Annotated in this window: 10 protein-coding genes; 6 read left to right on the forward strand and 4 right to left on the reverse strand. The window is 72.4% G+C overall.

Annotated elements, in window-relative coordinates:
• Complete coding sequence (locus JKJ07_RS41200) at positions 1-1,347, reverse strand: hypothetical protein (protein WP_202997453.1); 1,347 nt, start codon at positions 1,345-1,347, stop codon at positions 1-3.
• 437 nt (positions 1,348-1,784) lie between these two features.
• Here JKJ07_RS41200 and pdhA point away from each other — a divergent pair, with 437 nt between their 5' ends.
• From pdhA to JKJ07_RS41230, 6 genes are all read left to right on the forward strand, one after another.
• The gene (gene pdhA / locus JKJ07_RS41205) at positions 1,785-2,921 is read left to right on the forward strand and encodes a pyruvate dehydrogenase (acetyl-transferring) E1 component subunit alpha (protein ID WP_202997454.1); all 1,137 of its coding nucleotides are present in this window, start codon (positions 1,785-1,787) and stop codon (positions 2,919-2,921) included.
• Complete coding sequence (locus tag JKJ07_RS41210; RefSeq protein ID WP_202997544.1) at positions 2,918-3,907, forward strand: alpha-ketoacid dehydrogenase subunit beta; 990 nt, start codon at positions 2,918-2,920, stop codon at positions 3,905-3,907. Before pdhA ends, JKJ07_RS41210 begins: the two co-directional genes overlap by 4 nt.
• 5 nt (positions 3,908-3,912) lie before the next feature.
• On the forward strand, positions 3,913-5,382 hold the full coding sequence (locus tag JKJ07_RS41215) for a dihydrolipoamide acetyltransferase family protein (protein ID WP_202997455.1): 1,470 nt from the start codon (positions 3,913-3,915) through the stop codon (positions 5,380-5,382).
• Positions 5,383-5,547: 165 nt separating this feature from the next.
• Positions 5,548-5,688 carry a hypothetical protein gene (locus JKJ07_RS41220; protein WP_202997560.1) on the forward strand — a complete coding sequence of 47 codons (141 nt, stop codon included), beginning with the start codon at positions 5,548-5,550 and terminating at the stop codon, positions 5,686-5,688.
• 287 nt (positions 5,689-5,975) lie between these two features.
• Positions 5,976-10,013 (forward strand): hypothetical protein, encoded by a 4,038-nt coding sequence (locus tag JKJ07_RS41225; RefSeq protein ID WP_202997456.1) that lies wholly within the window; start codon positions 5,976-5,978, stop codon positions 10,011-10,013.
• Positions 10,014-10,070: 57 nt separating this feature from the next.
• Complete coding sequence (locus JKJ07_RS41230) at positions 10,071-11,861, forward strand: NHL domain-containing thioredoxin family protein (RefSeq protein ID WP_202997457.1); 1,791 nt, start codon at positions 10,071-10,073, stop codon at positions 11,859-11,861.
• A gap of 212 nt (positions 11,862-12,073) precedes the next feature.
• Here the strand turns inward: JKJ07_RS41230 and JKJ07_RS41235 are convergent, their stop codons facing one another.
• The 3 genes from JKJ07_RS41235 to JKJ07_RS41245 are packed head-to-tail and all read right to left on the reverse strand — an operon-like array spanning position 12,074 to position 14,347.
• A complete protein-coding gene (locus tag JKJ07_RS41235) occupies positions 12,074-12,826 on the reverse strand; it encodes a LamB/YcsF family protein (RefSeq protein ID WP_202997545.1) in 753 nt (250 codons plus the stop codon).
• A complete protein-coding gene (locus JKJ07_RS41240) occupies positions 12,822-13,745 on the reverse strand; it encodes a 5-oxoprolinase subunit C family protein (RefSeq protein WP_202997458.1) in 924 nt (307 codons plus the stop codon). Before JKJ07_RS41240 ends, JKJ07_RS41235 begins: the two co-directional genes overlap by 5 nt.
• Positions 13,742-14,347, reverse strand: coding sequence for a 5-oxoprolinase subunit B family protein (locus tag JKJ07_RS41245; RefSeq protein ID WP_202997459.1), 606 nt, complete (start codon positions 14,345-14,347; stop codon positions 13,742-13,744). Before JKJ07_RS41245 ends, JKJ07_RS41240 begins: the two co-directional genes overlap by 4 nt.
• Positions 14,348-14,386: the final 39 nt, after the last annotated feature.

Consider the following 14,386-nt stretch of genomic DNA (forward strand, 5'->3'; position numbering starts at 1 on the left):
TCACCAGCGCCCGGAGAGATCGTCGCTGGGCTCGGCGTGGTGCCGGCCGACGCGCGAGCTGCGCTGCTGCTCGGCCGTCTGCTCGTCGGCGTGGTGCAGGCTGCTCGCCCGGTGACTGCCGCGATACGAGCGGTTCGCGAGCTGGTTCTCCGCCTCCTGGATCAGCCGGTGGCCGTGATAGCCGGCACCGGTGTTGGTGTAGCTGCGCTCCAGGATGCTGGACGGTCGGATGTTGTTGGATCGTTCGGCCACAGCTGACCTCCGGCGGTGTTCGGACCGGTCCCGCGACCGGTGACGGGCTTCGGATCGGTGGGTTCGCTTGCGGTGCTCGTTCTCCTCGCAGCCGCGGTGCCGGGGGCGGTCCGCGGGCTGAGGGTCGTGCTCGTCGCCGGTCTCGGGGTCGTCCGGAACCTCCGGCAGGCCGGGCACGCTCGGCTTCTCGGCGTCGTCGCTGTCATCCTCGCCGCCGTCGTTGTTGCCGCTGTCGTTGTTGTCGCCGTCGTCGCTGTTGTCGGGCGCCGGCTCGGGCTCGTCGGGCGTCGGTTCCGGCTCGGCGGCCGGCTCATCGGGCACCGGCGGCAAATCGGGCACGTGCGGCTTCCGGCCCCAGTTGGCGGGGTTGTCGTGCCCCGTCCCGGGCTTGTCGTCATCACGAGGGCCAGGCCCACCCCCATCCCGTACGTCTCCAGGCCCGTCCCCGCCGGGTGAGCCATCGCCGTTGCGGCCGTCATCCCCGGGCTTGCCGCCATCACGCGAACCTCCATCGCGCGCCCCGTCACCGCGCGACCCGCCATCGCCACGCGACCCGCCGCCGTCGCGGGACCCACCACCGTCGCGGGACCCGCCACCGCTGCTCGATCCGCCGTCGCCGCGCCCCCCGCGGTCCCCGTCAGCGGTTCCCCGTCCGCCACCGGCACGGTCACGGGAGCCGTCGCGCGAGCCGGTCGGCGGGGCGGCGGGCTCGCGCTGACCGGCCTGCCCGAACAGCTTCCCCGCCCGTACGGCGGCATCGGCGCCCTTGGAAGCCCCCTGAGCAGCGCCGCTCACCGAATCAGGCTGCGCCGACGGGGGTGCCTGCGACGGGTATTGCCGGACCGGCCCCGACGAGGGCGGCGGCAGGAACGGGATGTCCATCGTGTCCGTACGCCCGCCGGACAGCTCCCGCGACCCCGCGGTGATGGCGGCCAGGGTCGGCACCGACGCCAGCCCCACCAGCATCGCCACGATCAGCACATAACGACGGGTGGGCCCGGAGAATCCGGTGTCGGCCCGATAGACCCCGTTGAGCCGCTTGCGCATCACCTTCATCGGCGGCACGAGGCGATCGTCGTCGCGCTGGTCCGGCACGGCCGGGGTCCCCCTCTGCGTCGGCATTGACGGGCGCGGCCGGCTGCAATGATCAACATTGATCGACCGCGGTTACCGGATGAACGACGTATGGGCATGAAGGCAGCGGCGCAAAGCGTCCGTTCGTACGGTAGTGACCGTACGAAAGCCGCTAATCCGGACAAATAAGGTCACCGATATGACAGGCGAATTTCTCAACTGTGATCGACCTGACCTGTAACGGGGCTCACGTTCTCTGTCAGGATGGGGGCGACGGCACCGCCGCCGTCGCTTCGCCGACCCAGCGGGGCAAGGTGGGGGCCGTCACTCCCCGGCGGGGTCCAGGCCCGCGCCGATACGCCGCGCGGCAACCTCACCCGGGCCAGGCGCGGTGACCAGCGGTCCGCCGCGCGTACGGGCAACACCCGTCGCGGCGCAGAGATGAACAGGGAGACTCGATGGCGAACGGCGAAAGCACAGCGGGGGCCGACGCTCCTGCAGGCGGTTTCGTCCAACTGCTCACCCCCGACGGCGAACGTGTCGACAGCGCCACCGCTGACGGCGTGACGTACTCCGTCGACTTCACCGACGACGAGTATCGCGAGCTCTACCGCGACCTGGTGACCGTCCGCCGGCTCGACGCCGAGGCGACCGCCCTGCAGCGCCAGGGCGAGCTGGGCATCTGGGCGAGCCTGCTGGGTCAGGAGGCGGCGCAGGTCGGCTCCGGCCGGGCCATGCGCCCCCAGGACATGGCGTTCCCGACGTATCGCGAGCACGGCGTCCTCTACACCCGCGGGATCGACCCGATCATGCCGTTCGGCCTGTTCCGCGGCGTCGACCAGGGCGGCTGGGACGCGAACGAGCACCGCTTCAACGGCTACACCATCGTGATCGGCTCGCAGACCCTGCACGCGACGGGTTACGCGATGGGCGTGACGATGGACGGTAAGACCGGCACCCCTGACGGCGAGGCCGTGATCGCCTACTTCGGCGACGGCGCGACCAGCCAGGGCGAGGTCAACGAGGCGTTCGTCTGGGCCGGTGTGTTCCACGCCCCGATGGTCTTCTTCTGCCAGAACAACCAGTACGCGATCTCCGAGCCGCTCGAGCGCCAGACCCGCATCCCGCTCTACCGCCGGGCCGCCGGCTACGGCTTCCCCGGCGTGCGGATCGACGGCAACGACGTGCTGGCCAGCTTCGCGGTCACCCGGGCGGCGCTCGACAACGCGCGCAACGGCCAGGGCCCGACGCTGATCGAGGCGTACACGTATCGGATGGGCGCGCACACCAGCTCGGACGACCCGACCCGCTATCGCATCGCCAGCGAGGTCGAGTCGTGGAAGGCCAAGGACCCGATCTCCCGGCTCCGCGCGTTCCTGACCAAGCAGCAGCTCGGCGACGACAGCTTCTTCGACGAGGTCGACGAGTCGGCCAAGACGCTCGCCCTCAGCCTGCGCGAGCGGGTGCTGTCGATGCCCGACCCGCAGCCGATCTCGATGTTCGACAACGTCTACCCCCACGGCTCCGCCGAGCTCGACCTGCAGCGCAGCCAGTTCGCCGACTACCACGCCTCGTTCGAGGGGAGTGACCACTGATGGCCGAGACGATCACCATCGGCAAGGCCCTCAACCACGGCCTGCGCCGCTCGCTGGAGCACGACTCCAAGGTCGTCATCATGGGCGAGGACGTCGGCAAGCTCGGCGGCGTCTTCCGCATCACCGACGGCCTGCAGAAGGACTTCGGCGAGGACCGCGTCATCGACACCCCGCTGGCCGAGGCCGGCATCGTCGGCACCGCGGTCGGCCTGGCCATCCGCGGGTATCGCCCGGTCTGCGAGATCCAGTTCGACGGGTTCGTCTTCCCGGCCTACAACCAGATCGTGGCCCAGGTCGCCAAGATGTATTACCGCTCGATGGGCAAGGTGCGGCTGCCGATCGTCATCCGCATCCCGTTCGGCGGCGGCATCGGCGCGGTCGAGCACCACTCCGAGTCACCCGAGGCCTACTTCTCGCACACCCCCGGCCTCAAGGTCGTGACCTGTTCGAACCCGGCCGACGCGTATTCGATGATCCAGCAGGCGATCCGCTCGGACGACCCGATCGTCTTCTTCGAGCCCAAGCGGCGCTACTGGGAGAAGGGCGAGGTCGACCTCGACGCCGAGCTCTCGGGGGCGTATCCGCTGCACGAGGCCCGGGTGGCCCGCGAGGGCACCGACGCGACCCTGATCGCGTACGGGCCGATGGTGCGCACCTGTCTCGACGCGGCCACCGCGGCCGCCGAGGACGGGCGCAACCTCGAGGTGATCGATCTGCGCACGCTCTCCCCGGTCGACTACGACAAGATCTATGCCTCCGTACGCCGGACCGGCCGCGCCGTCGTCGTGCACGAGGCGCCGGGCAACATCGGTCTCGGCGCCGAGCTGGCCGCCCGCATCACCGAGCACTGCTTCTATTCGCTCGAGGCGCCCGTGCTGCGCGTCACCGGCTACGACATCCCGTATCCGGCGGCCCGCGTCGAAGAGGAATACCTGCCCGATCTCGATCGGGTGCTGGACGCCGTCGACCGTTCGTTCGGCTGGTGACGCCGATGTCGCGGATCAAGGAGTTCAACCTGCCCGACCTGGGCGAGGGCCTGACCGAGGGCGAGATCCTGGCCTGGCTGGTCAAGGTGGGCGACACGATCGAGCTCAACCAGCCGATCGTCGAGGTCGAGACGGCCAAGGCGGCGGTCGAGATCCCGGCCAAGTGGGGCGGGGTCGTCTCGCGCATCTACGTCGAGGCCGGCACGACGGTCGAGGTTGGAGCGCCCATCGTGGCGATCGACACCGATCCGTCGGCCGGTCCGCTGCCCGGTGACGGCCCGGTGCCGTCGGCCGAGTCGCTGGCGGCGGTCGAGATCGCCCCGGCCGAGGGGGCGGTCGAGCCGGGCCTGATCGGTGGTCCGGCGCCGGGCGGCCGCACGGCCGTGCTCGTCGGCTATGGGCCCAAGAGCACAACAGCCAAGAGGCGCCCCCGTACGTCTTCCGCCAGCGCGACGGCTGCCTCGGCGCCCACCGCCCCACCCGGCGCGGCCCCGGTTGTCCCGCCTGTCGCGCCACCGCCGCCGGCTCCGGTCGTACCGGCTCCGGTCGTACCGGCGCCCGCGGCCTCGCCTGTTCCGGCCGCGCGGACCAGTGGGCCCGTGCTGGCCAAGCCGCCAGTGCGCAAGCTCGCCCGTGACCTCGGCGTCGACCTGGCGACGATCACGGGCAGCGGGCCGCTGGGATCGGTGACTCGGGACGACGTACAGCAGGCCGCCGCCGCTCCGGCTTCGGTTGCGGCACCCGTCGTCACCACTGCCTCCTTTGATACGAGTCGCGAGCAACGGATTCCGGTCAAGGGTGTTCGCAAGCTCACCGCGGAGAACATGGTCGCCTCGGCGTTCACCGCGCCGCACGTCACCGAGTTCCTCACGGTCGATGTGACGCGCACCATGAAGACGATCGAGAAGCTCAAGGAACGGCGTGATTTCCGCGACGTCCGGATCTCGCCGTTGCTGCTGGTAGCCAAGGCCGTGCTGCTCGCGGTCGAGCGCCACCCGATGGTCAACTCGTCGTGGTCGGCCGCGACCAACGAGATCGTCGTCAAGGACTACGTCAACCTCGGCATCGCCGCCGCGACCGAGCGCGGCCTGATCGTGCCCAACGTGAAGGACGCCGGGCGTCTCTCGCTGCGCGAACTGGCTGAGGCGCTCAACACACTGGTCCAGGTGGCGAAGTCCGGGAAGACGCCACCGTCCGATATGGCCGGTGGCACCCTTTCCATCACGAATGTCGGAGTGTTCGGCGTGGATACCGGCACGCCGATCCTCCCCCCGGGTGAGTCGGCGATCCTGGCCTTCGGCGCGATCCGGCCGATGCCGTGGGTGCACAAATACAAGATCAAGATTCGCCAGGTCACCACCCTCGGGCTCTCCTTCGACCATCGGATCATCGACGGCGAACTGGGCTCGAAGTTCCTGCGGGACATCGGCGACTTCCTGACCGACCCCGAGGGGACCCTGCTCGCCTGGGCTTGAGGTTTATTAGGTCGCGGATTTTCTTGACCTACGATCGTTAGGCAGGTGCCGCGCGTCACCCTCTAAATCGTTGGCAGCTCGTCCCGTTGAGGCGCACAATGGACTCACACGGGACGAGCACCACGATGAGCCGGCGATCCCGGCTCGAGGGAAGTGACAGCACAGATGAGCAGCATCGTCGACCGCGTCCGTCAGCGCCGGTTGATCAACCGTCAGAACCGCGCCATCGACCGGGCCTGGATGACCGCGCCCACTCAGTCGATGCGTGACGAGATCGCGATCTTCGCCCAGCGCAAGACCTTCTGACGCCTACGACGCCACGGCCCGCCCGGAAACCCCAGCCCGGACGGGCCGTTCGCTTTTTCAGGTCACGCTTAAAGATCTTTTTGTAGTCCCCTTGGTGGCGTACACCGGGATTCCTCAGGCCGCCATCGCCCGGTACGGTTGGGCACGGTCATCGAGCCGGCTCGGCCGGTCGGCGCGGGACCGGGGCTCACGCCTCGCACGGCCTGGCCTCAGAGCTGGGCACGACGCCGGAGTCTGTCCGGCGTCAGTGCAGAGCTGGCACGGCCGCATGGAATGAGGAGGCGCTCATGACGTCCGAGGGGCACTACGCCGGTTCACAGCCGGCCGAGGCCACGTCGGGCGGACCGACGTCGGACGGCTTCCCGCCGGACACCGACGGTCAGCGGGTCTCGGCCCGGGCTTCGGCCCAGCCGCCCGCCGACGGTTTCCCCACCTCCTACGGTCCACCACCCCAGGCCACGCCCAACGGTGGCTCCCCGTTCGTCGTCCCCGTCGTGCCCACGTTCGGCCAGGGCCCCGACGCCCCGCGGCCGGCCACCGGCACGTCCTACGGGTCGGCCCGCGTGCCCGGCCCCGACGACAACGGCACCGGCCTGCCGCAGCGCACCCCCACGCCCGCACCCGAGGGCAACGGGCTCCCGCAGCGCGGCGCCGCCTCGCCGTACGGGTCGGTCTCACCGCCGTCCTCCGGCGGCAACCCCACGTACGGCTCTGAGCCGTCACCCTCGTCTTCTTATGGCTCGGCGCCGTCGCCGTCGCCCTCGTCCGGGTCCTACGGCTCGGCGCAGCCGTCGCCCGGCGACAACGGTTCCTACGGCTCGGCCGCGCCTTCGTCCTCGTTCGGCCCGTCGTCGGTTTTCGGCGCCCCGCCGTCCGAGGCCCCGCCGGCTCCCGCCGCGAGCGCGCCCGAGCAGCCGTCCGGCGCCTGGTCCCCGCCGCCCGCGCCCCCGGCCCGCACGCCCCCCGAGCAAAACTTCATCCAGCGCCCCGGCGCCCCGCTGCCCCAGCGCAACGCCAACCCGGCCGGCACGGTCGACAGCGTCGAGGGCTTCAACGGCTTCGCGGCGCCCGCCGGTCGTGGCGCGCCCGAGCCGCAGCAGCCGGTCGACCCCACCACCGGCCGCCCGCCCGGCGTCTCCGCCTTCGGCGACCAGCGCGTCCGCGTGCCCGGGGCCACCCTGACCGGCCTGCCCGACGCCCCGCCCGCCTCCACGGGCGACAGCGGCGGCTTCCCGCTGCGCGGCACCCCCGGCAGTGGCGGTTCCGCCTTCCCGACCCGCGGCGCCGGCAGCGCCGGCGGCGGCTTCCCCCTGCGCGGCGCCGGCAACGAACCGGAGCAGCAGCCGCCAGGCCGCCCGTTCCAGTCGCCCGCGCCGCAGCAGACCGGCCCCCAGCCGACCGCCCCCGCCACGGCCGCGCCCTCCGGCGAGCTCCCGGTCCGCAGCCAGCAGGGCCCGTTCGGCCCGCCGTCGGGCGCCCCGCAGCTGCCCCCCGCGTCCAGCGACTTCAGCGCGTTCGGCCCGTCCGCGTCCGGCCCCGCCGCCGCCTCGGCCTCGGCTTCCGCGTCGCCCTCGGCCTCGGCCTCGGCTGAGAACGCCCCCCACCCGTACGGCCGTCCCGAGCCCTTCGCCGACCCGTTCGGCCGCTCCCCCGACGGCACCACCCCCGAGCCCACCCAGCCCGGCGACCCCCAGCGCGGCGGCCTGCCCGACCCGTTCGGCCGCAGCTCCGGCGAGCCCTCGGGCCAGCAGCCGGTGGCCGGCTCGGCGTATGGCAGCGCCCGCCCGTCGGCCCAGTTCGGCCCGTCCGCCGAAGGCTCCCCGGACGCCGCCTTCGGCACCCGCCCGTCATCACCGGCCAGCGGCTCCGCCCGCCCGGCCGGCGGCCCGTTCGGCGCCCCCGAAGACGACTCGAACGCCTTCGGTTCCGCCCGCCCCACCGGCGGCGACTCGAACGCCTTCGGTTCCGCCCGCCCCACCGGCGGCGACTCGAACGCCTTCGGCTCGGCCCGCCCCGCCAGTGGCGACTCGAACGCCTTCGGCTCGGCCCGCCCCGCGGGTGGCCCGTTCGGCGCCCCCGAAGGCGACTCGAACGCCTTCGGCTCGGCCCGTCCCACCGGCGGCCCGTTCGGCCAGCCCGAAAACTCCCCGCACCCGTATGGCGCGTCCGAAAGCGATTCGGCCGCCTTTGGCTCGGCCCGTCCCGCGGGTGGCGACTCGAACCCGTTCGGCTCCGCCCGCCCCACCGGCGGCCCGTTCGGCCAGCCCGAAGGCTCCGGCGGCCAGGACGACTCCGGACGCTCGGCCGACCAGTACGGCCGCGCCGACAACGACAACAACGCCTACGGCACCGCCCGACCGACCTCACCCGCCAGCGGCTCCGCCCGCCCGGCCGGCGGCCCGTTCGGCGCGCCCGAGGGCACGGGCCACTCGCAGGGCCAGTCGGAACCCGACTCCGGCGCCTTCGGCTCCGCCCGCCCCACGGGTGGCGACTCAAACCCGTTCGGCTCCGCCCGCCCCACCGGTGGCGACTCGAACTCGTTCGGCTCCGCCCGCCCCTTCGGCCAGCCCGAGGGCAACTCCGCAGGCTCGGCCGACCCCTACGGTCGCCCCGACAACAACAACGCCTACGGCAACGCCCGACCGACCTCACCCGCCAGCGGCTCCGCCCGCCCGGCCGGCGGCCCGTTCGGCGCCCCCGAAGGCGACTCCGGCCAGTTCGGCGCCCCGTCGCCGTTCGGGCCCGCGCAGGGTGACGGCCAGGGTTCGCAGTTCGGCTCCGCCCGCCCCGGTGCGGCTTTCGGTGGCGGGCGCCCCGACGACAACGGCTCGCAGTTCGGCCCGCGTCCGGAGGGCTCCTCCGAGTCCGAGCAGCCGCCCTCGCCGTTCGGCGTGGTGCGCGAGCCCGGTGCCGCCTACGGTGCGGCGCGGCCCGCGTCCCCGTTCGCTCCCGGCGGCGACGACCAGGGCGAGGACGACCACGCGCAGTACAGGCGGCCCGCGCCCCCGGCCGACGACAACCCCGGCGGTTACCCGCAGCGGGTGCCCGGCGCCGCGTTCGGCTCCCCCGCGGCCGCCGACAACCGCAACGGTTCCGTGCCCGCGCCGCGCGACCCGTCCGAGAACGCCGTCGGATCGGCCCGCCCGGTCACGGCCAGCGCCTCCGTGCCCACGACCAACCGCACCGCCCCGGTCGAGCCGTCGGAGGTCCCGCCGCCGTCCGCCGCGCCGCAGGCTCGCGTCTACGGCCGTCCGGCCCCGGCCGAACCCGCCGAGGACGACGAGCGCGAGGCCGAGTCGTCCTTCGGCGCCGACTCGCCGTTCGGGCCGCGGCCCGGCGACGACCGTTCGCCGTTCGGCAACGACTCCCCGTTCGGCGGCGGCCCCGTCGACGACGACCGGCCCGAGCCGGCTCCGGGCGGGTTCGGCGCTTCGGCGTACGGGCGGCTCGCGACTGAACTGAACGACCACGACAACGAGCCGGCCCTGCCCGATATCGCCCCGCAGTCGCCCGCGCGCGCCAGTGCCCGTGCCTCGGCGAGTGCCCGCGTGGCTCCGCCCGGTCCCGGTGGACCCGGCAACCCGCCGACCGGCATGGCCTCGGCTCCCGCGCTGCCCGGGGCGGCGCCCGAGCCGGCCTCGCCCGGTTCGCCTTACGCCGACCGGCCCGGTGGGGACCGTCCCGGCGGGCGGCCCGGCGAGCCGTACAGCGAGCTGACCACCGACATCGCCGGCCGCGAGCAGCCTTTCGTGCCCGCGCCGGCCCTGCCGCCGATGCCCCCGGGCCTGAACGGATTCGACCCGGCCACCCAGCCGCGGTCGAACGGCTTCGGCCCGCCCGGGCAGCAGCCGCCGAACAGCTTCGGCCCCGGCAACGACGGCTTCCCGAGCCCGGCCAGTCGGGCCACGGTGACGCCGCCCACGCCGGAGGACACGACGAGCTGGCCCGGCGTCGAGGCCGACCAGGGCCGCTTCGACAGCTTCAAGGCTGAGGAGAAGCCCGCGGCCAAGCCGGCGACCCCGCACGTCCGCATGCTGCCGATCCTGATCTCGGTGGTGGTGGCCGCGGTGCTGCTGCTCGGTATCGGCTTCGGCATCGTTTATCTGGTGGCCGGCGGCGACAAGTCGCTGTCGGTGATCCAGGGCGAGTGCGTGAAGCGCGAGGGCGAATCGGCGGTCAAGGCCGAGTGCTCGGAGTCCGGCTCGTATCAGGTGGCGTCGATCGTGACCGACAAGGCGCAGTGCGCCGACCCCGGCCAGCCCCACGTGATCAACAAGGCCGCGGACGGCAAGGAACAGGTCCTCTGTCTCAAGGCCAACCCCTGATGTCATCCTGACCACCTTCGTGCCGTGCCGGAACCATCGGTGCGGCACGATGGTGCGATGACTGGACGTGTGCGGGCGCCGGAGCTCCGGGGTCGGGGCTGGTTGAACACCGGCGGCAAGGAGCTGACCCTCGCCGACCTCCGCGGCAAGATCGTTCTGCTCGACTTCTGGACGTTCTGCTGCATCAACTGCCTGCACGTCCTCGACGAGCTGCGCCCGCTCGAGGAGAAGTACGGCGACGCCCTCGTCGTGATCGGCGTCCACTCCCCGAAGTTCGAGCACGAGCGCGACCCGAAGGCGCTGGCCGCTGCGGTCGAGCGCTACGGCGTGCACCACCCGGTCGTCGACGACGGCGATATGCACCTGTGGCAGCAGTACGCGGCGAAGGCCTGGCCCACGCTCGCGGTGATCGACCCGACCGGCTATCTGGTCGCCTCGATGGCCGGCGAGGGCCACGCCGAGGGCCTCACCCGGCTGGTCGACGAGCTGATCGCGAAGCACACGGCCGACGGCACCCTGCACCGCGGCGACGGCCCGTACGTTCCGCCCGCCCCCGCCGACACCGTGTTCCGCTTCCCTGGCAAGGCGATCGAGCTGCCCGACGGCCACCTGCTGGTCAGCGACTCGGCGCGGCACTCGGTCGTCGAGGTCGAGGCGGACGGCGAGACGCTGGTCCGCCGGTTCGGCAGCGGGGAGCGCGGCGACCCGTTCAGCGAGCCGCAGGGCCTGCTCCTGCTCCCGGCCGAGGTCGCCGCCACCGCCGGTTACGACGTGGTGATCGCCGACACGGTCAACCACCAGCTCCGCGGCCTGCGCCTGGCCGACGGCGAGGTCACGCTGATCGCCGGTTCCGGCCGTCCGTGGCGCTCGACCGTCGATGACCACCCGCACGACGCGCTGGCCGCCGACCTGTCCTCGCCGTGGGATCTGGCCTGGTACGACGAGCGCGTCATCATCGCCATGGCCGGCATTCACCAGCTGTGGTGGTTCGACCCGATCAAGCGCACGGTCGGGGTCTACGCCGGCACGACGGTCGAGTCCCTGCGCGACGGCCCGGTCCCCGACGTGTGGATGGCCCAGCCGTCCGGCCTGTCGGTGGGTGGCGACCAGCTGTGGATCGCCGACAGCGAGACCTCGGCCCTGCGCTACATCAAGGACGGGGTCCTGCACACCGCCGCCGGCCAGGGCCTCTTCGATTTCGGCCACGTCGACGGCCCCGGCTCGGAGGCGCTGCTGCAGCACCCGCTCGGCGTGGCCGCGCTGCCCGACGGCTCGGTGCTGGTCGCGGACACTTACAACGGCGCGATCCGCCGTTACGACCCGCACGCCGACGAGATGTCCACTGTCGACACCGGCCTGGCCGAGCCGAGCGACGTGCTCGTGACCGCCGCCGGTGACGTGCTGGTGGTCGAGTCGTCGGCCCATCGGCTGACCCGGCTCGCCCCGGGCGCCGTGCGTACGGTGGCCGGGGAACGCCACCGCACCGAGCGCCCGGCCTCCCCGGTCGCGCCGGGCGAGGTGACTCTCGACGTCGTCTTCACTCCCGCTCCGGGCCAAAAGCTGGACACGCAGTTCGGCCCATCCACCCGGCTCGAGGTCTCGGCGTCGCCGCCCGAGCTGCTGCTCGCGGGGGCCGGCGTGACGACCGACCTGTCCCGCCCCCTGGTGATCAACCCGGACGTGCCGAAGGGCGTGCTCCAGGTGGTCGCTCAGGCCGCGACCTGCGACGTCGACGTCGAGTTCGCCGCCTGCCACCTGACCCGCCAGGACTGGGGCGTCCCGATCGTGGTGACCACGGACGGCCCGGCCCGCCTCCCGCTGATCCTGCGAGGCATGGACAACTCCTGAACGCCTCCGACTGACGCTGCTCGACATGCAGGCATTCTGGCCGCCTCCACGAGATCATCGGAGTTATCCACAATCCGAGGTTGTCCACAGCCCCCGCCCCCAAGATCGGCCCCGATCACTAAAATGGCTGAGGGCGGGGGTCCCCCGGTAGGGCGGGCCTCTGTTTTGGGAACGGCCTGCTCAGAGGGCCTGCACAATGGACGAAGCGGCGCTCAGCTCGGCCTGACGAAGGGCTCGACCGCCAGCCCGGCCCCGACCAACCCGTCCCGCACACGCGCCGCCAACTCCACCGCGCCAGTTGTGTCCCCGTGCACGCAGATGGAGCTCACCGGCACGGCCACCGCCCGCCCCGAGCCGGCCTCCACGGAACCCTCCGTGGCCATCCGCACGGCCCGCGCCACCACGTCAGCCGGCTCGTGCAGCACGGCCCCCGCCTCCGACCGCGGCATCAGGGTCCCGTCCTCCCGATACCCCCGGTCGGCGAACCCCTCGGCCACCACTTCCAACCCCGCCGCCACCGCCATTCGGGCCAGCACCGATCCCGGCTGGCACAAAACCGGCAGCCCGTACGAGGAGACGGCCGCCACCACCGCCCCCGCCTGCCCTTCGTCGACGGCCGCGGTGTTGTAGAGCGCGCCGTGCGGCTTCACGTAACCGACGCGGCCCCCGGCTACCCGGCAGAAGGCCTCGAGCGCCCCGATCTGATACAGGATGTCGTCCCGCAGCTCAGCCGGGTCGTAGTCGATGCGCCGACGCCCGAAGCCGGCCAGGTCGCGGTAGCCCACTTGCGCGCCGATGGCGACCGAGCGGGTGACGGCCGCCGCGCAGATGCGGTGCATCGTGGACGGGTCGCCCGCGTGGAAGCCGCAGGCCACGTTGGCCGAGGTCACGATGTCGAGCAGGGCCTCGTCGTCGCCGAGGGTCCAGCGGCCGAAGCCCTCACCGAGGTCGGCATTGAGGTCAATGGAACGCACGGAACCGCACCGTACTCCCCGGCCGGGCCTGCGCGAGCGGGGTGACGTCGTCGACCACGCCGATCACGGGGTAGCCGCCGGTGGTCGGATGGTCGGCCAGGAAGATCAGCGGTTGCCCGTCGGCCGGCACCTGGATCGCGCCCAGCACCATCCCTTCCGGCGGCAGCTCACCGGGGCGCGATCGCCGCAGCGCCTCCCCGCCGAGCCGGCAGCCCACCCGGTTGCTCATCGGGCTGACCGTGTACGGGTTCTCGAACAGCTCGTTGCCCTCGAACCAGTCGTCGCGCGGCCCCACCCAGACTCCCAGTTCCAGCTCATCAGAAATTTCGTCAAATTCCGACAAATCTGATTTGTTCAAGCGGCTTGGATGGGATGGAGCGTCGGGCAAATCTGATTTGTTCAAACGGTTTGGACGGGATCGAGCGTCGGGCTGAAGGCCGGGTCGAGGGACAGGCTCGGCGCCGACGCCGATGGCGAGTTCGGTCCCGTCCACGAGCTTCGGCGGCCCCAACCCCGAGAGCGTGTCGGTCGACCGGCTACCCAGCACCGGCTCGACGTCAATCCCGCCCTGAACCGCCACATAAGACCGTACGCCGCGGGTAGCCCGACCCACCTCCAGAACCGACCCCGCCGGCACGTCGATCACCCCCGACACCGGCTCCTTGTCGACCTTGACGACGGCCACCGCCCCCGTGACGGCCACCCGGGCCCCCCGTTCGAACCGCAGCGCACACCCCATCAGCGTGGTCTCCAGCCCGGCCGCGTCGATCGGGTTGCCGACCAGGGCGTTCGCGCGACGCAGGGCCGGTCCGTCGAGCGCTCCCGACCGAGGCACACCCAGATGCCCGTACGCGGGACGCCCTTGATCTTGAATGGTGGTGAGCGGCCCGGCCCGCACGACAGTGATCACGCGGCCACCAGGCGCACGCGGGTGCCCGGGGCGAGCAGGGCCGGTGGTTCCCGGCGTACGTCAAAAAGCGACGTCGTCGTGTGGCCGACCAGTCGCCACCCGCCCGGCGAGGCCGTGGGATAGATGCCGCAGTATTCGCCGGCCAGTCCGACCGCACCGGCCGGCACCCGGGGCCGCGGGGCGTCGAGCCGGGGCACGGTGAGTTCGTGTCCGCGCATGTAGGCGAAACCGGGCGCGAAGCCGCAGAACGCAACCGTGAAATTTGTCTCCACCAGCCGCGCGACCACGCCGTCCGAGGACGTGCTCCAGAGTTCGGCCACGTCGGCCAGATCGTCGCCGTCGAAGACCGTCGGGATCTCCACCAGAGACGCCTCTCGATGCTCGGGGGTCGGCCGCGCGGGCGGCGGCCAGGAGGCGATGAGGGTGTCGGTGCCGGGCTCCACGCCGTCGAGCAGCAAGGTTCGGGCGCCGGGAACAATGTCGATCACCCGCAGGTCACCGGCGTCGCGGCGGTTCGACACCTCGCGGCGCCAGGCCTCGACCTCGTCGCCGTCGCCGCATTCGATCAGGAGCGCGGAGGCGCCGGCCCGTCTCAGCCTCATGGCGTCATCCTGCCAGTGCCGCAGCTCACTATCAGAGAA

Origin of the sequence: Paractinoplanes lichenicola (assembly GCF_016785085.1) — a bacterium.
GTDB classification, from domain to species: domain Bacteria; phylum Actinomycetota; class Actinomycetes; order Mycobacteriales; family Micromonosporaceae; genus Actinoplanes; species Actinoplanes lichenicola.

Excerpts from the sequence above, each read along its gene's own strand:
- pdhA (WP_202997454.1), top strand. The coding sequence starts at position 1,785 with ATGGCGAACGGCGAAAGCACAGCGGGGGCCGACGCTCCTGCAGGCGGT.
- JKJ07_RS41215 (WP_202997455.1), top strand. The coding sequence starts at position 3,913 with ATGTCGCGGATCAAGGAGTTCAACCTGCCCGACCTGGGCGAGGGCCTG.
- JKJ07_RS41220 (WP_202997560.1), top strand. The coding sequence starts at position 5,548 with ATGAGCAGCATCGTCGACCGCGTCCGTCAGCGCCGGTTGATCAACCGT.
- JKJ07_RS41225 (WP_202997456.1), top strand. The coding sequence starts at position 5,976 with ATGACGTCCGAGGGGCACTACGCCGGTTCACAGCCGGCCGAGGCCACG.
- JKJ07_RS41230 (WP_202997457.1), top strand. The coding sequence starts at position 10,071 with ATGACTGGACGTGTGCGGGCGCCGGAGCTCCGGGGTCGGGGCTGGTTG.
- JKJ07_RS41245 (WP_202997459.1), bottom strand. The coding sequence starts at position 14,347 with ATGAGGCTGAGACGGGCCGGCGCCTCCGCGCTCCTGATCGAATGCGGC.